This window comes from Stenotrophomonas sp. 364, assembly GCF_009832905.1.
Taxonomy (GTDB): Bacteria; Pseudomonadota; Gammaproteobacteria; order Xanthomonadales; family Xanthomonadaceae; genus Stenotrophomonas; species Stenotrophomonas maltophilia_AP.
Genome location: NZ_CP047135.1, coordinates 2,764,180 through 2,788,845, shown reverse-complemented (window position 1 = coordinate 2,788,845; position 24,666 = coordinate 2,764,180). Strand labels below are relative to the sequence as shown.

Annotated in this window: 23 protein-coding genes; all 23 read left to right on the top strand. The window is 63.3% G+C overall.

Annotation, left to right across the window (positions count from 1 at the left end):
* The first annotated feature begins 167 nt into the window (after positions 1-167).
* The 23 genes from GQ674_RS12755 (at position 168) to GQ674_RS12645 (ending at position 24,618) form a co-directional block, all read left to right on the top strand.
* Positions 168-779 (top strand): hypothetical protein, encoded by a 612-nt coding sequence (locus GQ674_RS12755; protein WP_159497384.1) that lies wholly within the window; start codon positions 168-170, stop codon positions 777-779.
* Positions 776-2,686 carry a phage terminase large subunit family protein gene (locus tag GQ674_RS12750; RefSeq protein WP_159497383.1) on the top strand — a complete coding sequence of 637 codons (1,911 nt, stop codon included), beginning with the start codon at positions 776-778 and terminating at the stop codon, positions 2,684-2,686. Before GQ674_RS12755 ends, GQ674_RS12750 begins: the two co-directional genes overlap by 4 nt.
* 7 nt (positions 2,687-2,693) lie before the next feature.
* Positions 2,694-3,014 carry a hypothetical protein gene (locus GQ674_RS12745; RefSeq protein WP_159497382.1) on the top strand — a complete coding sequence of 107 codons (321 nt, stop codon included), beginning with the start codon at positions 2,694-2,696 and terminating at the stop codon, positions 3,012-3,014.
* Between the two features lie 56 nt (positions 3,015-3,070).
* Positions 3,071-3,292 carry a hypothetical protein gene (locus GQ674_RS12740; RefSeq protein ID WP_159497381.1) on the top strand — a complete coding sequence of 74 codons (222 nt, stop codon included), beginning with the start codon at positions 3,071-3,073 and terminating at the stop codon, positions 3,290-3,292.
* Between the two features lie 58 nt (positions 3,293-3,350).
* On the top strand, positions 3,351-4,916 hold the full coding sequence (locus GQ674_RS12735) for a phage portal protein (protein ID WP_159497380.1): 1,566 nt from the start codon (positions 3,351-3,353) through the stop codon (positions 4,914-4,916).
* On the top strand, positions 4,916-7,153 hold the full coding sequence (locus GQ674_RS12730) for a ClpP-like prohead protease/major capsid protein fusion protein (protein ID WP_159497379.1): 2,238 nt from the start codon (positions 4,916-4,918) through the stop codon (positions 7,151-7,153). Before GQ674_RS12735 ends, GQ674_RS12730 begins: the two co-directional genes overlap by 1 nt.
* Positions 7,154-7,206: 53 nt before the next feature.
* Positions 7,207-7,563 carry a capsid cement protein gene (locus GQ674_RS12725; protein WP_159497378.1) on the top strand — a complete coding sequence of 119 codons (357 nt, stop codon included), beginning with the start codon at positions 7,207-7,209 and terminating at the stop codon, positions 7,561-7,563.
* 115 nt (positions 7,564-7,678) lie between these two features.
* Positions 7,679-7,936: a hypothetical protein gene (locus GQ674_RS12720; protein WP_159497377.1), complete on the top strand. Its 258-nt coding sequence runs from the start codon at positions 7,679-7,681 to the stop codon at positions 7,934-7,936.
* Positions 7,933-8,295 (top strand): hypothetical protein, encoded by a 363-nt coding sequence (locus GQ674_RS12715; protein WP_159497376.1) that lies wholly within the window; start codon positions 7,933-7,935, stop codon positions 8,293-8,295. Before GQ674_RS12720 ends, GQ674_RS12715 begins: the two co-directional genes overlap by 4 nt.
* Complete coding sequence (locus GQ674_RS12710) at positions 8,292-9,161, top strand: hypothetical protein (RefSeq protein WP_159497375.1); 870 nt, start codon at positions 8,292-8,294, stop codon at positions 9,159-9,161. The genes GQ674_RS12715 and GQ674_RS12710 overlap by 4 nt, the downstream gene beginning before the upstream one ends.
* The gene (locus tag GQ674_RS12705) at positions 9,158-9,604 is read left to right on the top strand and encodes a hypothetical protein (RefSeq protein WP_159497374.1); all 447 of its coding nucleotides are present in this window, start codon (positions 9,158-9,160) and stop codon (positions 9,602-9,604) included. Before GQ674_RS12710 ends, GQ674_RS12705 begins: the two co-directional genes overlap by 4 nt.
* On the top strand, positions 9,580-9,876 hold the full coding sequence (locus GQ674_RS12700; protein WP_159497373.1) for a hypothetical protein: 297 nt from the start codon (positions 9,580-9,582) through the stop codon (positions 9,874-9,876). Before GQ674_RS12705 ends, GQ674_RS12700 begins: the two co-directional genes overlap by 25 nt.
* Positions 9,877-9,958: 82 nt before the next feature.
* Positions 9,959-10,300 (top strand): hypothetical protein, encoded by a 342-nt coding sequence (locus GQ674_RS12695; RefSeq protein WP_159497372.1) that lies wholly within the window; start codon positions 9,959-9,961, stop codon positions 10,298-10,300.
* Positions 10,287-10,757, top strand: a complete 471-nt coding sequence (locus GQ674_RS12690) for a hypothetical protein (RefSeq protein ID WP_159497371.1) — start codon at positions 10,287-10,289, stop codon at positions 10,755-10,757. Before GQ674_RS12695 ends, GQ674_RS12690 begins: the two co-directional genes overlap by 14 nt.
* A gap of 28 nt (positions 10,758-10,785) precedes the next feature.
* Positions 10,786-11,589 (top strand): hypothetical protein, encoded by an 804-nt coding sequence (locus tag GQ674_RS12685; RefSeq protein ID WP_159497370.1) that lies wholly within the window; start codon positions 10,786-10,788, stop codon positions 11,587-11,589.
* An 83-nt stretch (positions 11,590-11,672) separates the two neighbouring features.
* Positions 11,673-12,278, top strand: a complete 606-nt coding sequence (locus GQ674_RS12680; RefSeq protein WP_159497369.1) for a hypothetical protein — start codon at positions 11,673-11,675, stop codon at positions 12,276-12,278.
* Complete coding sequence (locus GQ674_RS12675) at positions 12,278-16,039, top strand: phage tail length tape measure family protein (RefSeq protein WP_159497368.1); 3,762 nt, start codon at positions 12,278-12,280, stop codon at positions 16,037-16,039. Before GQ674_RS12680 ends, GQ674_RS12675 begins: the two co-directional genes overlap by 1 nt.
* Positions 16,036-16,452, top strand: coding sequence for a hypothetical protein (locus GQ674_RS12670; protein ID WP_159497367.1), 417 nt, complete (start codon positions 16,036-16,038; stop codon positions 16,450-16,452). The genes GQ674_RS12675 and GQ674_RS12670 overlap by 4 nt, the downstream gene beginning before the upstream one ends.
* A gap of 3 nt (positions 16,453-16,455) precedes the next feature.
* A complete protein-coding gene (locus GQ674_RS12665) occupies positions 16,456-20,061 on the top strand; it encodes a hypothetical protein (RefSeq protein ID WP_159497366.1) in 3,606 nt (1,201 codons plus the stop codon).
* Entirely contained in the window at positions 20,058-21,065 is a 1,008-nt protein-coding gene (locus GQ674_RS12660) for a hypothetical protein (RefSeq protein WP_159497365.1), read from the top strand. The genes GQ674_RS12665 and GQ674_RS12660 overlap by 4 nt, the downstream gene beginning before the upstream one ends.
* Positions 21,066-22,196: 1,131 nt before the next feature.
* Positions 22,197-23,222: a hypothetical protein gene (locus tag GQ674_RS21630; RefSeq protein ID WP_236546075.1), complete on the top strand. Its 1,026-nt coding sequence runs from the start codon at positions 22,197-22,199 to the stop codon at positions 23,220-23,222.
* Positions 23,212-23,445 carry a hypothetical protein gene (locus tag GQ674_RS12650; RefSeq protein WP_159497363.1) on the top strand — a complete coding sequence of 78 codons (234 nt, stop codon included), beginning with the start codon at positions 23,212-23,214 and terminating at the stop codon, positions 23,443-23,445. The genes GQ674_RS21630 and GQ674_RS12650 overlap by 11 nt, the downstream gene beginning before the upstream one ends.
* 81 nt (positions 23,446-23,526) lie before the next feature.
* Entirely contained in the window at positions 23,527-24,618 is a 1,092-nt protein-coding gene (locus tag GQ674_RS12645; protein WP_159497362.1) for a DUF2806 domain-containing protein, read from the top strand.
* Positions 24,619-24,666 lie beyond the last annotated feature (48 nt).

Here is a 24,666-nt window from a genome sequence, read left to right as displayed (position 1 = left end):
CGCGTATAGGGTCCCGCACATCCCGCACATCCCGCACAGCGCTTGTGGCGCAGCGTTTTGGCGCATTTCTACTGCCGCACGTCCTGCCGCACGTCCCGCACTAGTGCTCGCGCGCGCGCTTTCTTCTGTCACTGCTTGTTTGAAAGAAAAGAAAGAAGGGGTGTTGCATGGCTTCTGAGGGGGATGTGAAGGTCTCTGGCAAGGAGCTGGCGGCATTGATCGGATGCCGGCCGTCCTACATCGTGGAACTCAACAAGAAGGGCCGCCTGGTGCCTGTGAGCGAAGGCAAGGGCTATCTGCGCGACGCCTCCTTGGCGCTGTACAGCCAGACCAAGGACCCCAGCTATACCGCAGTCGCTGTCCGGCACGCCCAGGCACGAGGCGCCGGGCTGGCTGGCGGCGGGCAAGGGGAGGGAGGGGATGACGCCGAGGGTGACGAGGATGGCGACCAAGGCGGCGCTGCGCCGGCAACGCCAGATTCGAAGCGCAAAGCCAAGGCGCTGGCGGACAAGGCCGAGATCGATGCCAAGGCCGCGGCGCGGGACTACGAGGTCAGCATGGGCAAGCTGCTCGATGCGGGCCAGGTTGAACACGTCCTGGCCGAGGCGGCCACCGCGATCCGCGTCGAACTGGAGCGCATGGCGGACACGCTTGCCCCACAGCTGGCGGCCACCGTTGACGAAGCGCGATGCCGCGAACTGGTCTGGAACGAGGTGAGTCACGCTCTGGAAGAAATGAGCCGTGGCTTCAGGGCAGCGTCTGTCGTGGTGGCCGAATGAGCGGATCCGTTGCCCAGCGCTTGACCACGGTCCTGGCGCGGTCGCTTCAGCCGCGACGCCCGATGACCGTCTCCCAGTGGTGCGATGAGCACATGCGCCTGTCCAGCAAGGGAAGCAGCAAGCCAGGGCGGTGGGTGACCGACCGCAACCCGCCGCTGCGCGAGCCGATGGACAACATGTCCGCGCGGAGCCCGGTTCACGATCAAGCCTGCAAGTTCCCCATCCAGTTCGGCAAGAGCCAGGTGGCCACCAACTCGATTGCGTACTGGATGGACTACGCCCCTGCGCCGATCATGTACGCGCTGCCGGGTGAGGCATCCATGAACAAGTGGGTGAACCAGAAGCTCAACCCGATGATCGAGGTGTGCCAGGCGGTGCGCAAAGCACTGAGCAGCACCGCCAGCCGGGACAGCTCGAACCAGCGCACCTTCAAGGACTTCGCCGGCGGGCAGCTGTACGTGGAGCACATGGGTAGCCCCCAGCGGCTGAAGTCCACGACCGTTAAGAACCTGGTGGTGGATGAGATCGACGAGGCGCCCCAGGTGCTGCTGACGGGTGACGACCCGGTCAAGATGCTGGACGGCCGCACGTCGTCCTTCCCGACCACGTACAAGCGCCTTTACATCAGTACCCCGGGCATCGCGGGGCTCAGCCGAATCGACAGGCTGTACGAGAAGTCGGACCAGCGTCGATACCACGTGCCTTGCCCGCACTGCGGTCACTTCCAGCACCTGCAGTGGAGCGGACTGCACTGGTCGCCGGACGCCAAGCATGCGTGGTATGCGTGCAGCGACTGCGGTGCCTGCATCGAAGAGCATCACAAGTCGGACATGATCGCCGCTGGCCGGTGGGTGGCCGCAAACCCTGACTCGCCCATCCGCGGCTACCACATCAACTGTCTTTACTATCAGTTCGGGCTGGGGCCGCGCTGGGTAGATCTGGTGCGGGAGTGGCTCGACGCGCAGAACGATCCGGCTGCGCTGAAGACCTTCATCAACGACCGACTGGCCGAGACTTGGGAAGACCCCAAGATGCGGTCGGTCAAGCACAACGTAATCTCCGACCGGGCCGAACCGTACAGGCTGCGGCATGCGCCGCGCGGGGTTCTTGCAATCACTGTCGGCGTGGATACCCAAGACGACCGTCTCGCCGTCCATATGATCGGCTGGGGCAGGGGAATGACGGCTTGGACACTGGATTACGTTGAGCTGCAGGGAGACCCTGCGGAAGAGGCGGTATGGCTTGCACTTACCGACCTGCTCAATCGGCCGATCGAGCGAGAGGACGGGGTCATGCTGCGGTCGGTTGCCACCGCCATTGATGCCGGTGGTCATCGCACTGAGGCCGTCAAGAACTATGTGCGGCAGCGCAAAGTTACTCGCGTTATGTGCATCTTCGGTGCTGTCCCCAACAACGCGCCGATCCTGTCGAAAGGCAAGCTGGCGGACGTGACCTGGAACGATAAGACGGACAAGCGCGGCATCATCATCAACCACGTCGGCACCGTCGCGGCGAAGCACTACTTGTACAGCCGGCTGGCAGCGGACGCCGAGCGTCAAGCCGATGCGAGGCTTGTCCGGTTCAGCGAAGAGCTTCCGGCCGAGTTCTACCCAGGCCTGGTGTCGGAGGTCTACAACCCAGTCAAGAACCGGTTTGAGAAGCGCGTCGTGAGAAACGAACCGCTGGACACATGGGTGTATGCCTATGCCGCGGCACACCACTCGGAGGTGCGTCTGCACCGGTATACCAAGGCGGATTGGGATGCACTCGAGACTCGCCTGGCCGCGACCGTAGCACCTTCTGATTCCCGTGAAACATCGGGCGCGCTTGCTAAGCCGGTCGTTGCGGATTCCCGTGGAACATCCAAGCCTGCGCGCCGTCGTGGCGGCTGGGCCGAGTCGAACTGAGGTCGCGATGGCAGAAGACATCAAAGCCGATGAGTTGCTCGATCAACTGCGGGATTCCTACGTAGCCTCTATTCGTGCGGCTGAGCCTGGCATACCCGCCCATGCTGCTCTCCAGATCGCCGACATGTTGGTGACCGTGCAGTTGGACGTGTTCGCTGGGAAACGGGTGAGCTATCGGTCCCGTCCGGACGTGAATGGCGCGGCGATCTGCGCGGACTGGCATGCCGGTCTGACGATTGGCGAGATCACACGGAAGCACGGGGTGAGCCGAACGGCTGCCTACAAGTACCACCCGGGTCGTGCCGTGAAGCGGATTCGTGGCGCTTGAAGAAAGTACGCGATTTACCATGATCGCGTACACCGACATGTATACCTTACGTATCCATGTCGAACACACAGCAACGACTGGACGCCTACCTGGCAGCTGAAGCCCGCATCCTTACTGCGGGCTTCAGTGTGCGTTTCGATCAACGCCAGAGGCAGGAGGCTGAGCTCGCTGAGATCCGACGAGCGATCCGGGAGCTGGAGGCCAAGCTCGCGGTTGAGCGCGGGCGCGGCGGCAGCGGCGGAAGCCTGCGCTACCGGACGGCAGTGTTCAATGGCTAAGCCAAACGCACTTGAGCGTGGCATTGCGGTCTTCGCCCCGCGGTATGCCGCCCGTCGCATGTTCGCGCGCCAGGTCATGGCTGCCTATGAAGGTGGCCGGTCGACCAAGCGTCGCAAGAAGAGCCGCGACAACAGCACCAGCGAGCGGATGGTGGTTCGCGATGCTGCCACGGTACGCGCGACGGTTCGTGATCTGGAGCGGAACTACGACTTGGTCGATGGTGCGCTCAGCACGCTGGTTCGCAACATCGTTGGTCCGTCGGGTATCAGCATTGAGCCAACACCGCGCGACGGCAGGTCAGGCGACAACTACGACAACATCGATGACGACTTCTCGCGCCAGCTACTGAACCTGTGGCGCCAGTGGTGTGTTTCTCCGGACGTGACCAGGACCATGAGCTGGGTTCAGTGCCAGGAGCTGGCGTGCCGCAGCTGGCTGCGCGATGGCGAGCAGTTCACCCAGTTGGTCGAGGGGACCGCCAAGTACATCACCCATGCCACGGCTGTGCCGCTGTCCATCGAGCTACTGGAAGCCGACGTGGTGCCGCTGGAATATGAGGACGCCGACAAGCGCATCAGCGCCGGCATCCAGCGCAATGAATGGGGCCAGCCCATTGCGTACATGGTCTACAAGAACCACCCGGGCAATGGGGGCTGGAGCAGCATCGAGGCGCTGAAGTCTGTGCCGGCGCAGCGCTTTCTGCATCTTGCGGTTCGCAAGCGTCTTTCTGGCCTGCGCGGCATCAGCCTGTTCGTCAGTGCCATCGACCGCTTGATCGACATCAAGGACTACGAGGAATCCGAGCGCGTTGCCGCCCGGATCGCGGCCCGCATTGCTGCGTACATCAAGCGCGACAAGGATATGGCCGACTTCGCCCCTTTGCAGACCGCTGACGGTCAGCCGCAACGGCCCGAAGAGCGAGACTTCCTGCTGGAAGCCGGCGCCATTTTCACTGAGACCCTGCCTGGCGAATCGATCGAGATGATCAACCCGAACCGTCCGAACACCGCCTTGGAGCGGTTCCGGATGGCGATGATGCGTGCGGTATCGCGGGCGATCCAGCTCAGCTACTCCAGCATGTCTGGCGACTACGACGGCACCTACAGCGCGCAGCGGCAGGAGCTTGTCGAGGCCTTCGACGGCTACCGGATGATGACGGGGCAGTTTGTCTCCCGTTTCGTTCAGCCGATCTGGGAGCGGTTTGTCCAGATGGCGATTGCCTCCGGCCAGTTGAAGGTGCCGGCCCACATCCGTCCCGAAACCGTTGCCCAAGCGAACTTCCGTGGGCCGAAGATGCCGTGGATCGACCCGGGCCGTGAGGCCGACGGGCTGATGAAGCTAGCTCGCGGTGGCTGGCAGTCGGTTACCCAAGGCATCGCCGAGCGTGGCGGTCGCGTGCAGGACACCTTCGAAGAGATCTCGCGCGAACGGAAGCTGGCCGAAGAGCTGGGCTTGGTGTTCGACAGCGACGCCCGCTATACGAGCGGCGCGGGCGTCACGCAGGCCCGAACGGGCGAGGCGACCTATCCGGACGCCGACGATACCGGCCGCCGCGATGAGAACGGCAACCAGCGGCAGCGCGCATCGCGCTCTCGTCCGATCAGCACCGGAGACACCCCCTGATGAAAACCACGCTGCTTACCAGCGCCATCGCCGCATCCCTGGCATTGTCCTCCACCCTCCCGCAGGCCGGGCCGCGCGACATGCCGGAGCGCCCCAAGATCGAGCCGTTGATGCGGCTTCAGCCTGTCGCAGAATCCGGTGGCGTTTACGAGTTGCTGATCTACGGGGATATCGGTGAAAGCTGGTGGACCGAATCGGTTACCGCGCAGTCGGTGGCCCAGCAGCTCAACGACCTGGACGGCACGGTCGCGACGATCAACGTGCGCATCAACAGCTACGGCGGCAGCGTGGCCGATGGCCTGGCGATCTACAACGCTCTGAAGCGGCACAAGGCGGCAAAGGCGGTCACCGTTGACGGTGTTGCCATGTCCAGCGCTTCGCTCATTGCGATGGCCGGCGACACCGTGAGCATGCCGTCCACCTCGATCCTGATGATCCATGCACCCTGGGGCGGTGTCTACGGCAACGCCAAGGAGCTGCGCCAGTACGCCGACGTGCTGGACACCTTCAGCGCATCCATGGCGGACGCGTATGTGAAGAAGTCTGGCAAGTCGAAGGAGGAGATCCTCGGCCTGCTGCAGGACGGCGAGGACCACTACTACACCGGGGAGGAAGCGGTGGCTGCCGGCTTCGCCGACGCTGTCGATTCCGACGCTGTTGAAGAAGCGGACCCGGATGAGCAGGCGCGCGCCTTTGCTGCTGCGCTGGCCCAACGCGTGACGGCACGTGGAGCCTCCGCCCGCTACAGCAGTCTGACCTTCGCCGCTGCCCTCCGCGCGCCGCGCGCATCGGTCATTACGCCGGCAGCCAGCTCCACCCAAGCGTCCATCGATCCCCAGAATCCGCCGGCCGAACCGGCCGCGAACACCCCGCCGGCGGATGCCGGTAATCCCTCCGGAGACAACACCATGCTCACCCCCGAACAGAAGCAGGCACTGGCGGCTCGCCGCGAGGCCATCCGCGCGCAGTTCGCCCCGTTCCAAGCCCGCGGCGATCTGAATCAGACCGCCCTGGCGACCCTGCTCCGCGACTGCGAAGACGATACCGACCTGACCGTCGAGGCGATCGGCACCAAGCTGCTTGCCTTCCTCGGCACCGCCACGCCGTCCGCGACCGGTGCGCCCGCCGGAGCTCCGTCGGGTCAGCTCACCCAGGACGAAACGAAGAACTATCGCGACGGCGCCATCGCCGCGCTGATGCACCGTTCCAATCCGGCAGCGCACAAGCTGGAAGGCCCGGCCGCCAACTTCCGTGGTATGGACCTGCAGGACATGGCGCGCGATGCACTCGCCCGCGCCGGCCAGAACCCGAAGGGAATGTCCAAGCAGGAGATTGCGGTCAAGGCGCTGCAGTCCACCAGCGATTTCCCGGCGATTCTCGGCAATGTCGTGAGCCGTAGTCTGCGCGCCGGCTACGAAGGCACCCAGCGCACGTTCCTCCCGTTCAGCCGCCAGGCCACCCTGCCGGACTTCAAGGAAATCACCCGCGTCCAGCTGGGCGGCGCACCGTCGCTCAAGCGTGTGGTGGAGGGTGGCGAATACGAGCAGGGCACCATCGGCGAAGGTGCCGAGAAGTACGCGGTCCAGAAGTTCGGCCGCATCGTCGCCTTGACCTGGGAGACCGTTGTCAACGACGACCTGGATGCGCTGAGCCGCATTCCGTTCGCCTTCGGTGCCAGCGCCGCGGACCTGGAATCGGATCTGGTCTACGCGATCCTGACCGGCAATCCGAAGATGGCTGATGGCAAGGCACTGTTCCATGCCGACCACGGCAACCTGGGAACGCCCGCTGCGCTGGCGGATGCGCTCGATCCGGAGAAGCCCAACCCGCTGTCGGACATGCGCAAGAAGATGACCCTGCAGAAGGGTCTGGATGGTCGTTACATCACCGTTCGCCCGAAGTTCCTGATCGTGCCGCCGGGGCTGGAAGAGGTTGCCCTCAAGGTCACCAACGCCTCGATCATCGCCGGCAAGGGCGCTGACCTGAATGTCACCGGCGTCACGCTGACCCCCATCGTGGAGCCGCGCTTGCACGACGGCAGCGAGATCGCGTGGTACGGCGCGGCGGAGCCGGGCGTGATCGACACCATTGAGTACGCCTACCTGGAAGGTCACGAGGGCGTGTTCACCGAGACCAAGAACGGCTTCGAAGTGGACGGCGTACAGGTCAAGTGCCGCCACATCTTCGGCGCGAAGGCCATCGACCCGCGCGGCCTTTACAAGAACGCCGGCCAGTAAGACACAAGGCCCGGACTTCGGTCCGTGCCTTCCATTGATCACGGAGCACAGCCATGAAAAACGCACACAGCAGCGGTGACACGATCACCATCCCCGCCCCGGCGGACGTGAAGTCCGGCATCCCCTTCGTCTATGGATCGGCGCTGGCCGTGCCGGTGACCGATGCCAAGCTCGGTGACTTGGTCGCTGTGCAGATCGAGCGCGCTTTTACCTTCCCCAAGCTTGCCAGTGCCGTTGTGGCTGGTGGCGCAAAGCTGCACTGGGACGTGCAGGGCGGCCAGTTCATCGTCACCGGCGCCGACGCAGGGGACCTGGAGAACTGCGCCATCGCCATCGCTGCTTCCGCAGCCGGTGAAACCACCGTCGTCGCCAAGCTCCTGCCGGGCGTCGGCGCCGTCAAGGCGGCGTAACAGTCAGCCCACCACCGCATACAGGCGCCCGGGTGGCGTGTGCGGTGGTGGAGCTTCTATCTACACAGGGGGATCGATGAGCACTACTGATGCAAACGCCCAGCTGGATCGGGCCATGAACGGAAAGTTTGCGTCGGTCGCGCTCAAAGTCGCCATCTACGCGCTGCCGTTCGTGCTGACGATCGCAGGGAGCGTGGTGAGTTGGATGCTCAACGACATTCGCAGCATCCAGGCAGAGCAGGGCAAAGGGCTCCAGCAGGTAACCAGCGACGTGCAGGTGGTCAACGCCAAGCTGGACAACGGCGTGATCTGGCGAATCGCCGAGTTGGAGCGTCGTCTCAACACCGTCGAACAGGCGCAGAAGACACCATGAAATACATCCTCTCCTTCTTCAGCCGCTGGCAGGAGTTCATCGTCTGGCTGCCGGTGCTGGTCACCCTGGCATTGCTGGGGTGGATTCTGTTGGGGGCGCTTGATCGCTCCATTGGCGCGGACGTGCTTGCGCAGCTGGTGCAGCTGCCGATCTTTGCCGCCTACCTGGCAACTGCTTGTGCCGGTGCGTGGCTGTTCAAGCGCACGTATCTGTATGACCTCAGCGACTCCGAAGAACAGCGGCTTCACGATGCAGCGCGTCGGGGTGATGCCGCGGCTTGGCGCCTTCTGCTGCTGGACCGTATGGAGTGGCTTCTCCTGATCGGCCTGTTCGTCGCGTTCTTCTGGATCGCACGATGAGCGCGCGCCACGGGGTATCGGTGCTGCTTGTGTGGGCGCTGGCGGCGTGCAGCTTGGGGGCTGCAGAGGCTGCGCCGGTCGGAGAACTTTCCGGCGCGACCGGTACCGTCGCTGAAGCGCGCACCGATGCGGCTGAGGTCGCTGCACCGGTCGTCCGCGCCGTGCAGGCGTCCACCACTGCGGTGGTGGTGCCTGTGGTCGTGGCGTTTCAGGAAGCCGTGCAGAAGGTCGTGCCCCCGGCAGGCGGCACCGACGCCTGGCCCGCACTCTCGCCGGCTGCGGTAGCCTTGATCGTGCGCTGGGAGGTTGGCAGCCAATCTCTGTACACGCGGCGTTACCAGTCCCCGATCTGGCCCGGTGGCGCCTCGGGGGTCACCTGGGGTATCGGCTATGACGGTGGCCACCAGACCCGTCAGCAGATCTGGCTGGATTGGACGGCTATGCCGTCCGTCGAGCGACTCCAAGGGACGGCGGGCATCACCGGTCAGCCCGCTCAGCTTGTGGCGCGGCGGCTTGGTGACGTGCGCGTTCCCTTCGGCCTTGCCAGCGACGTGTTCGCTGCTGCATCGCTGCCGAGGTATTACGCCAGTGCGCGCCGCGCGTTCGGTGTAGGCGGGTTCGACGCGCTCCCTGCTGACGCCCAGGGCGCGCTTGTCTCGCTGGTCTACAACCGTGGTGCGTCGATGACTGGACCGGCGCGTGCCGAGATGCGCGCTATCCGTGATGTGTGCCTGCCGGGTTCCGACCTCCGCTGCATCGCCGGGGAGATCCGGCAGATGTGCCGCCTCTGGCGCGGGACCAACCTGGAAGCTGGCCTCTGTGGCCGGCGCGAGGATGAGGCCGGTTTGGCGGAGCGGGCGCGATGAAGCTGCCCGCCTTGTTGACCACAAAGCCGCTGCTCTGGGCCATCGGCATTCTCTCCCTTGTCGTGATCGCTCTCGCTGTGTGCCTGGTCGTCGTCCGGGCGAACGCCCGAGCCGACGCTGCGACCTACGAAGGCGCTGCAGCAGCCTGCACGGCTCAGAAGAGCGGCGCGACCACGCGTGTTGCCGAGCTTACCTCGGCCAATGCCGGATACGGCCGAACCGTTGCCGTGCTCCAGGCGGAGCTGCTTGCAGCGCAGACGCAGGTTGTGACGCTCAAGCGGCAGAGCGACGGCGCGGTAGCTGCCGCCCAGGCGCGTGAGGCCGATGCCAACAAGACCTTGAAGCAGTTCATGAATCGCTACGCCGGCCAAGCGCGCGAGGCGCGCTGTGCGCTGGCCCTGACTGAGGTGGAGGCATCATGCCCAGCATTCTCCGGCTACTGATCGCAACGCTCATGGCGGGGGCTGTTGTGGCCTGTGCCCCGACCAAACCCGACGCCGAGCCCATGCAGTGCGCAGTGGCACCTGAGGCTGTGGTGGTCGAGCGGCGTGTGTACGTCGCCATCCCGGCTGCGCTCACCCGCTCCGAGGCCGTTCCCGAAGGCCCGATCGCTCAGTGCTTTGACGTGGCCGCACAACGCCGGGCGGTCATCGAGCGCCTCAACGGTAGAGCGGAGCAGGTGCGGGCCATCCAGGGCACCGAGGTGAAGCCGTGAGCGAGTTCCTGCTGGTGGCCATCGTGGCGCTGTGCGTTGCCTTGGCCTGCCGTGTGAGTGCCCGTCGCGAGGACCGCAGCGAATGAGCCAGCGTGCGTTCCTGACCGAGCTAGACGCCAGCCTGCATGCTGCCTTCGCCGCAGCTGGCATGGCCGACAGCGGCTTGTACACCGCGGTGCCGGGCGCGGTGCCAGTCCCGTGCCAGGTGTACGTAACCCGCGACGTGGAGACGATCGGCGACCTGCGCCAGTTCAAGGCCCACAGCGTCGAGATCGACTACGTACTCGGCAGTTTGGCGCTGGCCGGGCTGGAGCCGGCCCACAAGGGCAAGCTGCTGGTCGACGGGGATCTCTACGAGAACGCCACCCAGATCTCTAACGATGGCTCGATGAGTCGTTGGAAGGTGCGCCATGTCAGAGCCTGAGATTGCAGACCCGGTGAGCTGGCAGCTAGTCGAGTTTCTCGCCGGGCGAGTCCGGTTGATCACAAAGGCGGCCGGATATCGCACGGACATCGGTCTGGGCGTCGTGGTGATTGACGATGCGGATGTGCCGCCCGATCACCAGGGGGCGACCACGGTAATCGAGGTTGACCGCATCAGCGCCACCAGTGCAGGGCGGGCGCAAGCATCCTCCGACGTTGGGATCGTGATCGAGTTCAGTGTGCCGCGCGGTGGTGATGAGAGTAATCCTCGCCGCCTGGTGCACCTAGCCCGGGCAGATCTGCGCAAGGCCCTCATGTTCGATAGCCGCGACCTTCCCAAGGGCGTAACGACCTTCGACGTGTCGGAAGCAAATCTGGCCACCGTCAGTGACGGCGTGGGCCACAGCAGTGTCGTCGCTCAGATCACCGCGCGGGCCGGTCTGACCGAACTTTTCTAGCCCGCGTCCATTCCCCAGGAGAATCCCCATGGCCCAACAGCCCAAGGTCCGCAAGTTCGCAGGCGATCTGCGGTTCTTTGAGATCGGCACCGGTGCCGATCGCATCCCGTTGATCCCCGATGCCGACGACAAGTTCGGCAACAAGCCGCTCGAGCAGAGCTCGCTGACGTTCGGTTATGAAGCCGGCGACACGACCGAAGTGAAGAGCAAGCGTCGCGATGATCGCTACGGCCAGATCATCCACCGCGATGCCAACCCGGGCACCACGAACGTGACGGTGGGCGCGCTGGAAGTGCCGGTCGGCTTCCTGGCTCGCATGCTCTACGGCAGCGCGGTCACGACCACGGTGGCTGAGGGCGCGGTGGTCGATCAGCCCCTGACCGTTCCGAGCAAGGATGCGCCGGTGGACCTTGGCCACCGCTTTGTGCTGGCGACCCCGGCACCGGTGGTGAAGAAGGGAAGCACCACGCTGGTGAAGGATACGGACTACACCATCGACAACCGTCAGGGGCTGTTGATCCCGAAGGTGGGCGGTGACATTGAGCATGGCGACGTGTTGACGCTGAGCTACAGCTATGACGGCTATCTGGAAACGGCCATCAACGGCGGTGCCGTCCCCAACAAGTCGTTCATGATCCTGGGCGACGTGCAGGATCGGATCGGCGGCGACGAGGGTCTGCTTCGCATTCCGCAGGTGGACCTGACCGTGGATGGCGACGTTGACTGGTTCAGCGACGAGCCGATCCAGCTGACCCTGACCGGGCCGGTGGTGTTCCGCTCGGAAGAGAGCGCCCTGTACACCTTCAAGGTGTACGAGCAGCAGGCCGGCTGATGCGGCTGGGAGCTGCCCATAGCACCAGGTATCCGGCGCCCGAAAGGGCGCCGGTTAGTGATGCCGGGTGCGAGGCCTGACCGATGGCGAAGTTCTCACCCGCCGCGCGCCTGAACTCTGCCGCCTTGGCACGCCTAGCCGCCCAGGTGGAGGGTGTGAGCACCAGGGCGATCGCGCAGGCCGACACCCGGGCCATCGTCTCCGTGCGCCGTCGCTTCGAGCCGGCCGCAAAAAAGGCAGTTCGTGAGGTCTACACGGTCCGCGCAGGCGACCTCGTCGGGCGCTTCCAGATTCGCTCCGGCGCCGACAAGGATGGGGAGTTCCTCTCTCTGCATGCGTCCACCGGGAAGCTGCCGCTGATTGGGTTTGGCGGGCGGTGGGGTGGAAGGAAGACCGCCGGCGCTACCGCGCAGATCCAGCTGGGATCGCGCAAAACGTACAGCTCGGCCTTCATTGCGACGGTCAACGGCCAGCGGCGGATGCTGGTTCGGCAGTTCTCCCGCGACAGCACGGCGCCATCCGGACGCGATCCACGCAACAAGCTGCGGACCCTGACTGGCCCAAGTGCCTTCCAGATGGTGATGGGTGAGGGCGATGCCATTGCCGCACGCTTGGCCCGACAGATGAACGAATACCGCGGCAGCGAGCTGATCAGGCAGCTGCAACTGGCACGAAAGAGGAAGCGCTGATGGCGAACAATGCGGCATTCGAGGAAGCGCTGCGGCTGGTCCTTGAGACCAGTGGCACTGAAGGCGTGGATGAGCTACGCCGTGCCCTCTTGGAAATGGGGACGGCTTCTGACGCGGCGGTAGCGGATACGGCCAAGCTGGTGGACAAGCTCGCCGATCTGAATGCGACAGCCGAGAAGGCGGACGCTTTCGAGGGCATGCTAGCCACTCTCGGCGAGCTTGAGACGCGCTTCAACGACAACCAGAAGGCAGCCCTTGCGCTGAGCCTTCGCATCGGCGAATCGCCGGCACCAGCGAAGGAGCTGGTGGCTGCGCAGCGATCGCTACGCGCTGAGGGTGACAAGCTGCAGTCGTCCCTGACCAAGCAGTGGGAGGCTGTGGTAAAGGCTGACCAGGAGCTGGGCGACCTGGGCGTCAACACCTCGCAGCTGGTGCAAGGCCAGCAGCGCCTTCGTGATGAGGCGCTGCGGACCGCCGACGCGTTTACGAAGCAGGCCAAGGAGTCGGCCGAAGCGGCTGCAGAAGCGCGTCGCAGGAACCAGCAGATAGAGGAAAGCGATGCTGGCTTCCGGTCCCAGGCCAAGGCGAGCACCGCCGCAGCCGAGTCCCTGAAGGCGTACCGCGAGCGTGCCGGCCAGGCGGCTCAGGAAACGACCGAGCTTGGGGATGCGGCCGCAGTTACCAGCTCGATCATGGGCAAGCTGAAGGGCATCGCGGCGACTGCGCTGGGCTTCATCGGCTTTGGCAAAGTCGTTGAAAGCATCAAGAGCATTGTTGTTGAGGGCAGCGATGCAGAGCAAGAGCTGGCCCAGCTTGAAGCTGCTTTGGCCGCGACCGGCCGACAGGGCGAGTTCACGGCCGACCAGCTTGCAGCGATGCGCAAGGAGCTGCAGGGCGGCTTGTTTGATGATGGGCAGATCTCTGCCGCCCAAGTGCGGCTGCTCTCCTATACGAACATCGTGGGCCAGCAGTTCCCCGCTGCGATGCAGATCACCATTGACCAGGCGCAGCGGCTCGGGATGAGCCTGGAGCAGTCTGCCGAGGTGGTGGGGAAGGCGTTGCAGACCCCGTCCAAGGCGATGGAGTCGCTGAGCAAACAGGGCTTTACCCTGGAGGACAGCCAGAAGCAGCTCATCAAGCAGCTGGAGGCCACTGGCCGGGTCGCAGAAGCGCAGGCCATCATCCTGGACGTGCTCAATGAGTCCTACGGCGGTGCAGCCGCGGCGGCCAAGGTTGGCACCATTGCCGGGCTGTGGAAGGACGCCACCGAACGGTTCAAGGACTGGAAGCAGGAAGTCGCCGATCAGGGTGTGCTGACCTACTTCAAGGCCCAGCTCACCGACATGCTTGCCACCGTCGACCGACTGGCGAAGGACGGCACCCTCACCCGTTGGGCCAAGCAGACCGCCGATGGGATCGTCACCTTGGCCAATGCAGCCAAGGGCGCTACGCAATTCGTGATGGATCATTCCGGTGCCATTATCACGATGGCGAGAGCCTATGCGGCCTTCACCATCATCAAGGCAATCGTTCAGCTCAACACCTGGCGGATCGCTCTGATTGCCTCGACGCGGGCGCAACTTGCCAATGCCGCGGCCACCGATGTGGCCGGCCGTAGCGCGATGACGCTTGGGAATATCCTCAAATCGATTCCGCGCGTAGTACCCATCACCATTGCCCTGCTTGGCTTGGAGCTCGCTGCCAAGGGGCTTCAGTCGATGGGTGAGGCGCTGGGCGAGGAGCTCGGCAAGAACAGTGCAGCCAGCAAAGAGGCGGGGGAGTTCAGTCGGCGACTTCAGGATCAGATGTATCGTGAGGCAATCGCCCGGCGCGAACTGGCGGTATCCTTGGTCGCATACCGCGATACCGCCGTTCAAACGGCTGAGCAGCTCGCTCGCCTCAACGACATTGAGCGTGAATCGTACAAGTCCAGGCTTAATGGGCTCCGTGATTACCTTGGGGCTCAAGTGGGCTATCTGCTCCGGCAGAAGGAGATGGGGCTCGCAACCGAGGACCAGCTGCAGCAGCTTGACGAGGTAACTTCAAGGCTGTCATCGGTACGCGCAGGATACCTGGCTCTATCGGACGCTTCGCGCATTGCAGCCCAGGCAATGCGGGCTGGAATCAGCTCCGAGGCGCAGCTGATCATCGATAAGCTCCAGGGGATTGACCGTGACTCCAAGCTCGCTGGCTCCTCCATCCGTGAGCTGTTCAATGGTCTGAATTTTGCAGACAGTAATAGCCTCGGCAATGTTGGACTCGCGCTTGCCTCTATTGCAGAGCAGGGTGCAGCAGCTGACCGCAATGTGCGCGACGGTCTGATGGCAACGCTCCAGCAGCTCTCTGGTCAGGAACTGGCTGCGTTCCAGGCTGCATCGGTCGCTGCTTTTGAGGCATTGCCGGATGCCGCCCTGAATACGACGACCGTCCTGGAGCAGACGCTGCAGGTCGGTCTATCGAAGCTGGGTGTGACTGCTGAGCAGATGGGGGTCCAGTTCACGGCTGCCGGAAGAGACGCGACGGCCGCATTTGGCGCCATCACTGAGAACGCACTGGCAACCAGTGCCCAGATCGAGACTGCCTTTAAAGCAGCATTGGGGCGGGTCGCAACCCTGGACGAGGCAAGGGCTCTCGGCGCCATTCTTGAGGGCGCCGGTAAGCAAGGAAAGGTGGGGTTCGATCAGGCGGAGCGAGCTGCATCAGCGCTCAACGCGCGGATCCGAGACATCACCAACGCGCTGAATCCTCTGAACGATGAGTTCACCAAGCTTGGTATCCAGTCTCAGGCGTCTCTGAATGCCACGCGTGACACCGCAAAGAACGCGTTCGAGGCCATCCGCCAGGGTGCCGCGCAAGGGAAAGCGAGCATTGACGATGTCCGCAGGGCCTTTCGGGCGTACTCGGATGCTGCCTTGGCTGCAGTGGCGGATAGCGATGAGTGGAAAAAGGCACAGGTGAAGGCACAGCTGGACGTGCAGGGCGTGGTCTATCGAACGAACGAGTCCATCAAGGATCTCGGCAAGAACAGTAGGGGGTCAATGCAGCAGATTCAGTCGGGCGCCGACAAGGGCTCTGCCGCTCTGCAGGATGTTGAAACTAGCTCCAAGGCGGCCGCGGCTGGCGTCGGCCAGGTAGCAAAGAGCGCGAAGGATGCCGGTCAACAGTTGGGTGGCGCCTCGGTTGCTGCTCAGGGATTCTCGCTAAACATGGGGCAGATCTCGGCCAAGACGTCGGAACTGCTAAGCCAGATCGGAGGCCCGAATGGCCTGCAGCAGTTCGCAAATATCTGGAACGGTCTTTACGACCAGCGTGAGGATCTCAAGGCCTACAAGGAAGAGCAGGCCCAAATACTGAAAGGTATGGACGACCTGACGGGGAAGCGGAAAGAGCTAGCCGCCCGCTTCAACTTGGTCGGTGCCAGCGAGCTGGAGGAACTGGTGCAGATCGAGAACCAGATCGAAACGAAGCTTGCGGAACGCGACCGCGCGGCCAAGCAAGCCCTTGATGATCGCCTCCGGGCAACTAAAGAGGCCGCTGAAGCGCAGGCCGCCGCCGACGCCAAACGCGTGGGCGGCAACGGCGCTGGCACACCGGAGGTGCTCCGCATCGAGTGGACTGGCCCCAGCCGCAGCGTTGCGGCCAGCGCGTCAGCTGCCGAGCGCGAGCAAGCTGAGCGGCTGTCGGACCTGGTGGCGCCGCTGGTGCTGCAGAAGATTGCGCGCAGCAGGAGCGTATCAGTGCGTTCGGGGAGGTCAGCATGAGCCGCATCGTTTTAGCCGGGATCGAGCTTCCCGCAGACCTGCAGTGGATCGACGAGTTCACTGCGTGGCGGGTTGGCCAAGCCGTGAAGACCAGTCTTACCGGAGCCAAGATCGTCCAGGAATCTTCACTGCAGGCCGGCCGCCCGATCACGCTGCAGACCCAGCGTGATGGAGCAGCGTGGGTGGGGGCGGTGACGCTCGACGTTCTGCGCGCCCTGCAGGCCAGCGAAGAGCAGCCACGCACCACGCCCCTGACGCTGGTGCTGCCCGCACACAACGGCGGAGACCGCCAGCTTTCGGTGGCCTGGCGCCGCACCGACGGACCTGGCATCGAGGCCGAACCTATCCGGTTCGCCGTCCCCGCGTTGGACGGCGACTACTACTCAATCACCCTTCGACTCATGACGGTGTAACCCATGCCCATTTCCGCAACTGACATTAAGATGCGCCAGTCCCAGCGCCTCACCGACAACCCTGACGGTGGCGGCCGCATGGTCCAGGCCGAGATCGTCGACGGTGAGATGAACAACCTGTTCCCTGATATCGGCGACGAGGAGCGCACGACAGGTCGAGCCACCCTTCGCAAGATGTTCGTCCACGTGGACACTCCGAACACGGACGTGCTGAAGGATGCGATTGGTGTCCTTGTGGACCCTCCCTCCGATCCTCGCGTGACGGTGAGTATGTTCGCCACAGGAAGCTACAGCGACGTTCGCGCGGACGCGCGCAACCGTGTCGAGGGCTACATCATCCGGGGTGCGGAATCGCGCTACATCCTGCTCGGGAACCATTTCATCGGGCAGATGACACTGCAGTTCTACTGCATGAAGGATGCGCCAAGTCCGGACATCAATGACAACCTCTGCCTCGCCACTACCGCAGTCGGGTTCACGCCTACTGAGCAATTTGTGAGGGTGAAGGGAATTCTCTCGCGTACGTCGGGCACGTTCTATGACGATGGTGGGGCATTCGAGCGAGACGTGATCGTGATTGAAACGGTCAACGCGCTGCTGTTCAATTTCTTTGGGCAGGAGGTGCTGCGCTACACCGGTGCCAAGCCCCCCACGCGCATCTACGGGACCAATATTGTTGACGCCACGAGCTACCACAGCGTCAAGCGTTTGACCGAAGACGCAAAGCCGGGCGATCTGTCCGTCCAGGTTGACACGCCATACGTCAACATTGTCCCGACCTCGACCGCAGAGACCGCGGTAAGCGACGTGCTCGCGGGGCTCGGCACCATCAGCTACGTCCAGTCGGGGCCAGCCGGGTCGCTGGCAATGGCGTACTCCAGCGCATTCAGCGCCGGCGTGCCAGTCGTGCGCTTCTTGGGTGGGCCGCTGGCACTCGCTTCCGTGAAGGTGCTGGCAGGCAACATCGAGTTGACGGATGACGGCAGCGGGCAGCTCATATCGGCGGTCACCTCGCCTTGGGCCGGCACCATCGACTACCTGGCCGGCACCGTGAGCCTGGCCAACGCCAACGGGGTGGGCGCCACGAGCGTATCGATCAGTGCAACACCGGCGGGGGCAATCATCCAACAGGGCTTTACGGATGAGATAGCGGTCACGCAGAACAACCAGGGATACAACTGGCTGTTCCAGATCCAGCCGCTGCCTGCGCCGGGCACCGTGGTGGTGGACTATCGGGCCCTGGGTAAGTGGGTACGCCTGGCTGATAACGGCCGGGGACAACTGGTTGGGAAGCCGGGGCAGGGTGGTGGCACCGTCAATTACGCGACCGGTGCCGTTGTGATGACGGCGGGAGCCCTGCCGGACCTGCAGAGCAGTGTTCTGATTGGCTGGGGCACGCCAGCGCTGGCAGAGGCTAGGACGGGTGACACATCGATCGCTCCGCCCGCGCTCCACTTCATCCTGGGCAATTCTGGCGTGGTGCCGGGGAGCGCCCAGTTCACGCTTCGGGTCGCAGGGGCGGATGTGCAGGTGACGGACAATGGCACTGGCGGGCTGCTGATCGCTGGCGCGCTCCGTGGCACGATTTCCTACACCACCGGCGAGGTGATGATTCGTCCTTCGGCATTGCCTGACGCGGATAGTCAGCTGGCCTGCGCGTATGAGTACGGTCAGGCGCTTGCTGCCACGGCGCAGCCCGTCCCTGATGGTGCGGGCGGGGTTGCCTTCGTCGTGAGCCAAGGGCCAATTCGCGCCGGCAGCTTGTTGCTGGACTGGACGGTATCGATCAGTGACTCGCCGGACGGTATGCCGAGCATTCCCCAGATCAAGCGGGTGATCGCGAAGGACGATGGTCAGGGGAACATCGTTGCAGTATCGGTCGGCGGCCAGGCGCTGGCCGTGTTGCTTGGTTCCGTCAACTACACCACTGGGGCCATCAACCTCCAAGCGGGCCGCTTCATCGTCAAAGAGGTGTCGGTGCCCAAATACGAGGTCGATACGCGCGGTCGATGGAGGGTGATCGGCTACTACCGCGTGAATGTGGAGGCGAAGTTCTCCGCCGGGACGATCATCTCGATGGGCTGGATGCTTGTTGGTGACGCCCAGGCGGCCGCCAATGAGTCTCTCCCCCTGCCGCCAGTCCAGCTGCTGCTGACGCCGACGATCAGCGACAGTATTGTTCCGGGCAGCGTTCGGTTCACCTTCAAGGGCCTCACCTATGTTGATCGAAATGGTGGTCTTTACCATTCGATCGATCCGGTGTCTGGTGCTGGCATTTATGCGGGTTCAATCGACTACTCGGCTGGCGTCGCCAATGTTACGCGGTGGACTCCCGGGGGCAGCAACTCAGTCCAGATTCAATCCCTGCTCACGCGCATTGCTGATCCAGGCACAGCATCTGTGTTCTTCCGGACACCAGGATCCCCTTTGCGGCCGGGGAACTTCACCCTTCGCGCCACGACGCTGGACGGTATCCAGCTGACGGCGGTAGCTGACATCAATGGCGTGATTACTGGTGGCTCTGTTCGTGGCCTGGTCGACTGGGAGACCGGCAGCGCCAAGGTCGAGTTCGGGACAATGATTCTTGCTGCGGGAAATGAAGGAGAACCGTGGTTCGACCCGGCGGCGGTGGTGGGCGATCAAGTCTGGAAGCCGACGTTGGTGATCGCCGGATCCGTCTATATTGGCGCGGTCGTCTTCAGGTCAATTCCGTTGTCGGCGGTCGTGATCGGCCTGGAGTCGGTTCGCCTGCCGAGCGATGGCAGGGTTCCCGCTTTCAAGCCGGGGCAGACGGTGCTTATCCATCACACGGTTGACCACCCTGTACCTTCGCCTGCTGCTGGGCAAACAGTCACCTTCGGGCGCGGCCGACAGTCGGCGGTTCAGGTGCGAGATGCAAAGGGCGTCCCGGTCGACAGTGCCTGGTACAGCTCCGACCTTGATGGCGGCAGCCTCACCTTCAGTGACCCTTTGAATCTCTCGGCTTACACACTGCCCATTTCCATCCGCGAGCGGGTGGAGGATAGACGGTTGGTGGTGCAGCCACAGATTACCGGTGAGATCGAAATCAATACCGGGTTGACCCACGACTATCCGGCCGGGGAGGCGATGATCAGTACCGCGCTGCGTTTGGGGGAGGCCAATGGTTCCCTCGACCTTCAAGCACGGGTGCTTAATCTCTTCGACCAGATGACCTGGACGAACGTTTGGAGCAGTGAGGTGATCGGTGGGCAGGCTCCGTCGTCATACAACGATACCGACTATCCCATTCTTCTTACCAACGCCGATGCGATCACCGAGCGGTGGGCAATTCGTTTCACCGCTTCCACCGCGTTCGAGGTCATCGGCGAGACCGTGGGCATCATAGCGGCGGGTAACACGACCGCCGATCTTTCGCCGATCAATCCGCGTACCAACCGCCCGTACTTCACCATTTCACGTCAGGGGTGGGGCGCCGGCTGGTCGGTGAACAACGTCGTACGGTTCGATACGGTAGGGGGCTTGGCGCCTATCTGGATGGTTCGCACCACGCTTCCTGGCACGCCGCAGGAGGCGACCGACTCTACCCGATTTGAAGTGATCGGCAACATCGCAGGAGCGCAACAGTGAGCCGAACCCCTATCGTCTACATGAGCACCGATCCAGCCGCGCCGCAGCTCACTGGTCAAGTTGGCAGTTTGGTCGCGTTGCTTGATGCTGTGCTTGTCAATGGCTATGGCGTCGGGCCAGCAGCTAAGCCAGGTGCCGGTTGGACGCTGGAGTTCACCGCGAGCAACAGACGCGCGTACCGCATTGACCCCGTCATAGGGTCCGGCATCTTCTTTCGTGTCGATGACTCGGCGTCGATTCCTGGCGCTAACGCGCGATCTGCTCACGTACGAGCGTTCGAGTCGATGTCGGATATTGACTCAGGTATTAACGGTTGTCCTACGACGGCGCAGCTTGAGTTCGGTGACACGTGGTCTAAGTCTATGACGCTGAACGCAGTGGCCCGTCCTTGGTTGGTCGTTGCGACAGCAAAGTGGTTCTATCTCTTCGTGGACGTTAATGGATCGGGTATCTCCACAGCTGTTGGGTTCTATGCGGGTGATATGCCGAGCTATGTTCCCGGTGACCGATTCTGCTTTTTGGTGAGTAACGGTTCCGCTGGCGTCGCTCATGCCGGCAGTTCATCGACCAATGTGTCGAAAGGGCTTATCGCCGACGGTCAATTGAACTCGGCGACTGGCGTCAATCGTGGAGCCTATGTCATGCGCGGAGCCTCAGGTCTGCCGGGCGCCGTTCCGGTGTCGCTTGTCTTGCCCAGGCCGGCGGGTACGAGTATTGCGATCAGTGCACTTGGAGCGGTGGGTGGTGAGTATCCATCCGCAATTAACAACGGTCTGTTCGCGGAAGAGCCAATTTTCAGGGAGGGTGTGAACAGAACGCGCGGCTACCTTGGCGGGTGCTATACGCCGTGGCACGTCATTCCTTTCAACGACTTGGAACTGAAAGAAGGGTTGACAGGGTTCCTCGGTGCAACCGTGCTGGCCAAAACCTACCGTCCACAGAATCCGGGCACGGTCACCGGTACCGGGCAAGTGCTTTTTGACCTGACTACGGCGGTGTACTGAAATGACGAGCGCAGTGATATCGCGAACGCTGTTCTCTCGCGCCGCGCCATACTCAGGACGCGGCTACCTTGGTGGTGATCTACCGCAAGGCGAGGAGGTAGACGCTCCAGACGGGCGCGCTCGGATCCTTAACGTTCCGTCGAGGGTGCGGATCACTGTTTTGGATCGAGGCACTATGCAGGTTGTAGGTGCCACGGTTAGCCAGGCCGACGGTACCTGGCGAGTGTCCGGGTTGAGCCTGGATTTCCTCTACATGGTCATCGGTAGCGATGAGCGTGGCTTGCAGAACGCTGCTATCCAGGACTGGGTGCGGCCGGCCCTTCCGGTGGCACCGGAGGCCTGATGCCATCACCGCCTGGAAATCTCGCCGGCCTCAACTTGGGCCCGTTGGGGCTTGGCTCCGGCCGGCATGCTGGTCTGAACCTCGGCGTCAGCTGGAGCGACATCCCGCTTGAGCCTGTCGTACGCGGTATCCGCAGGGCGGAGGCGTTGGCCTGGGGCACTGCGGCGCGGGCCCGGGCATCTTCAGTGGTCAGCTGGGGCTCGTCGCCTTTGATCAGTTGCGGCCGCGGCTGGTTATGGGGCGAAGCGGTGGCCAGTCGGCAGAGTGCTGCCTTGGCGTGGGGATTGACCCCGCTCGTCGGCTCACGCGTCGCTCTGGAGTGGAGCGGGGCGATGGCCGTTCAGCGCGCTTGTTTCATCTTCCCTTGGGCCGCGATGCCGCTCGAGCGGCATGACCTGTCGGTGCGCTGGGGGACCCGTCTAAGCCAGGCCGGTAAGAGTGCTGCAATCTCTTGGCAATACGGGCTGCGAACAGGGTTGGCGGCCAGTGTTGCATGGCAAGGGCGAACGGCGCGCGGTCATGCGCGGCTGCGCATGCGGTGGGGCAATCCGAGTTCCACACGTCGTCATGCTGAGCTGCCATGGGGGGCCGCAAAGCCGCTGCCCTGGATCGTTCGGCCTCCCAGGCCAGGCCCGGATCCTGATCCCGAACCGGGGCAGCCCGTTCCGCCGGGAAACCTCGTTGGCTTGAATCTTGGCTGCGCCACGTTGGGAATCGCGGGGTTCGCCCCGCTGAATCTCGGTGTCGCGGCCTGCTACCTGGTGCGTCCACAAAGAAGGACCTACATCGTGATCAACAGCATTTCCGTGGTCCGCCTGCCGGACCGGTCGCCGATCCAGGTTCAAAGCCTGTCGATCGCATCCAGTGTGGATGCCTGGGGCAGCAGCTTCGATATCGAGCTGGCCGACGTGGTGGAGTTGGCACTGCTGAAGCCAACCGCCGCTGGCCCCCGGCAGGTGGAGATCACCCTGAATGGATACGTCTGGACAGCCGTCATCGAAAGCCACAGCCGGCGCCGTGAGTGGAACGCCGCAGGTGTGACGCTGACGGGACGCTCCCGCACAGCCCTGTTGGCGGCACCGTACGCGCCTGGCAGGGCGAAGGCTACGACGGAGGTGCGAAGCGCTTCGCAACTGGTCGCGGAAGAGCTGGCCGATACCGGCTTCGCTTCGAACTACGAAACCGTGGATTGGCTGGTGCCGGCTGGTGCGTGGTTCTACGACGCCACACCGGCGCTGGATGCCATCAGCAGGCTTGCCGAGGCGAGCGGGGGCGTGGTGCAGTCTCATCCCGCAGACGCCAGCCTGCGCGTGCGGGCGAGGTATCCGCATAGCCCATGGGACTGGCGCGACCGGACCCCTGACCACGTGGTGCAAGAGGACATCGTGTCCAACGAAAGCCTGCAGGTCCGCAGCGCTCCCTTGTTTGACGCCGTGGTGGTCACCGGTGAGCTGGCAGGGAAGGGCGTGACCTGCAAGGTGCGCCGCGCCGGCGAGGCAGGCCAGCTGTTCGCTCAGCAGGTGAGCAGCCCGCTGATCAACACCAGCGCCGTGGCGGCCGAGCGCGGCCGAAACATCCTGGCCGATCGCGGCGAGCAGGCGGCTATCGACCTGGTGCTGCCCCTGTTCGCCGGCCCCCTGCGGCCGGGCGAGGTTGGGCGGGTCCTGCCGCTGGACCTCGTCGAGGTCGTGGGCGAGGCCGGCACCTGGCATGGCCTGTGCACCGCGGTCAGGACCGAGGCCCGGGTCAGCGACAAGGCAGCCGTGATCGAGCAAACCATCACCCTGGAAAGGCACTACACCGATGCGGACTGAACTGTGGGACGAATTTGCAGGGCTGGTCAGCGCCAGCCCGCGGCTGCTGGCAACGGTCACCGCCCATAACGCGGACGGCACCAGCAGCCTGACCACCTACGATGGGGCGCAGATGCGAGCCATTGGCGTGCTGGGGGGCACCATTCCATACAACGTATGGGTAAGGGGAGGCCGAGTAACAGAGGCAGCGCCGAACCTGCCGCTAGTGGAGCTGACAGTCTAGTTGAAGCGTATTAACACAGTGGCCGCACTTGCGAATCGGCTGGCGCACACTTAGATTGCGGAGATCAATTATGGAATAGATATGGACCTGCCTGGGGAAAAGCTCATTCTTGGCTTGTGGGAGTCTTTGGCCGAAAAGGGTGTCGGCAACTTGCTAAGGCCTTGGCACCTAAAGCGCATCGCGAAGGCCGAAGGGCAGGCACAGCGAGATGGGATCTTGTTTCTTGCTCAGGCAGAACAGGATGCGGCGCGGATTAGGCGCGGAGAAGCCCAGTTCTCTCTCGATGGAGTGCTGGTCGCAACCAATGCCCCCGCCTTGGGCTTGGGAATGAACCGACCTGATGCTGACTCATCAAACTTGGTATGCCAGGAGCAGGTGGATGAGAACGCGGGCGCGGTTTTGATTCAACCGTCAGTCGCTTCAGCATTAAGAGACGAGGCTGCGGACGTCATCAGGAGGGAGATTAACGTCAGTCATGCCATCCTGAGGGCTGAGGACCTCTTGCGAGACAATGCTGATCCGGATGCCAAGGTAGCCGGGTTTGACGAGGATTGGCTGTTTAGGTGGCGTGAGCTTGCCGGCCAAGTCTCTAAGGAACAGGTTCAGGAGCTTTGGGGGAGGGTGCTTGCGGGGGAGGCAGTCTCACCGGGCACGTACAGTCTCCGCACGTTGGAGTTTCTTCGGTCAATCTCAGCGGCGGACGCGGCCCTGATCGAGAAGGTTGCGCCCTTCATGTTGGATCGTGCGCATTGCGCGAATCACAAGATGGGCGCTGATCTAGTGCAGTTTCGTTGGGTAAGCTATCCGGACCTTTTAGAGCTGGAAGCACTGGGGCTTGTCGTAGGAGCAGAGCTCACGGGCCATGAGGTTAGCGTTGGCTCCGTGGCGAAAGATACGTTTGTTGCGATGATGCGACTGGGCGGTAAAGTCATCGTCGTTAAACACAACGATGCGGCAAGGAGATTTACCTTGTCCGGCTTCAGTATGACCTCGCTTGGTCGGCAGGTAATGTCTCTATGCGCTGACGCTGAGAATGATGAATACACTGAGTGGCTATGCGTTTTGATTCAAGAGTTCGGCTACAACGTGGAGCTGGGCCAGGTTACCGGTATTGAATCGGGGATGGTCCAATACACAACGATCAAGAGCTTTCCTGCGTCGGGAAATGCCTGAAAGCACCTTGACAATGCTGGGGCTGCGCGAGTGATCCTATCGCTCGCT

Coding starts and splice junctions, on each gene's coding strand:
- GQ674_RS12755 (WP_159497384.1), top strand. CDS start 168: ATGGCTTCTGAGGGGGATGTGAAGGTCTCTGGCAAGGAGCTGGCGGCA.
- GQ674_RS12750 (WP_159497383.1), top strand. CDS start 776: ATGAGCGGATCCGTTGCCCAGCGCTTGACCACGGTCCTGGCGCGGTCG.
- GQ674_RS12745 (WP_159497382.1), top strand. CDS start 2,694: ATGGCAGAAGACATCAAAGCCGATGAGTTGCTCGATCAACTGCGGGAT.
- GQ674_RS12740 (WP_159497381.1), top strand. CDS start 3,071: ATGTCGAACACACAGCAACGACTGGACGCCTACCTGGCAGCTGAAGCC.
- GQ674_RS12735 (WP_159497380.1), top strand. CDS start 3,351: ATGTTCGCGCGCCAGGTCATGGCTGCCTATGAAGGTGGCCGGTCGACC.
- GQ674_RS12730 (WP_159497379.1), top strand. CDS start 4,916: ATGAAAACCACGCTGCTTACCAGCGCCATCGCCGCATCCCTGGCATTG.
- GQ674_RS12725 (WP_159497378.1), top strand. CDS start 7,207: ATGAAAAACGCACACAGCAGCGGTGACACGATCACCATCCCCGCCCCG.
- GQ674_RS12720 (WP_159497377.1), top strand. CDS start 7,679: ATGAACGGAAAGTTTGCGTCGGTCGCGCTCAAAGTCGCCATCTACGCG.
- GQ674_RS12715 (WP_159497376.1), top strand. CDS start 7,933: ATGAAATACATCCTCTCCTTCTTCAGCCGCTGGCAGGAGTTCATCGTC.
- GQ674_RS12710 (WP_159497375.1), top strand. CDS start 8,292: ATGAGCGCGCGCCACGGGGTATCGGTGCTGCTTGTGTGGGCGCTGGCG.
- GQ674_RS12705 (WP_159497374.1), top strand. CDS start 9,158: ATGAAGCTGCCCGCCTTGTTGACCACAAAGCCGCTGCTCTGGGCCATC.
- GQ674_RS12700 (WP_159497373.1), top strand. CDS start 9,580: ATGCCCAGCATTCTCCGGCTACTGATCGCAACGCTCATGGCGGGGGCT.
- GQ674_RS12695 (WP_159497372.1), top strand. CDS start 9,959: ATGAGCCAGCGTGCGTTCCTGACCGAGCTAGACGCCAGCCTGCATGCT.
- GQ674_RS12690 (WP_159497371.1), top strand. CDS start 10,287: ATGTCAGAGCCTGAGATTGCAGACCCGGTGAGCTGGCAGCTAGTCGAG.
- GQ674_RS12685 (WP_159497370.1), top strand. CDS start 10,786: ATGGCCCAACAGCCCAAGGTCCGCAAGTTCGCAGGCGATCTGCGGTTC.
- GQ674_RS12680 (WP_159497369.1), top strand. CDS start 11,673: ATGGCGAAGTTCTCACCCGCCGCGCGCCTGAACTCTGCCGCCTTGGCA.
- GQ674_RS12675 (WP_159497368.1), top strand. CDS start 12,278: ATGGCGAACAATGCGGCATTCGAGGAAGCGCTGCGGCTGGTCCTTGAG.
- GQ674_RS12670 (WP_159497367.1), top strand. CDS start 16,036: ATGAGCCGCATCGTTTTAGCCGGGATCGAGCTTCCCGCAGACCTGCAG.
- GQ674_RS12665 (WP_159497366.1), top strand. CDS start 16,456: ATGCCCATTTCCGCAACTGACATTAAGATGCGCCAGTCCCAGCGCCTC.
- GQ674_RS12650 (WP_159497363.1), top strand. CDS start 23,212: ATGCGGACTGAACTGTGGGACGAATTTGCAGGGCTGGTCAGCGCCAGC.
- GQ674_RS12645 (WP_159497362.1), top strand. CDS start 23,527: ATGGACCTGCCTGGGGAAAAGCTCATTCTTGGCTTGTGGGAGTCTTTG.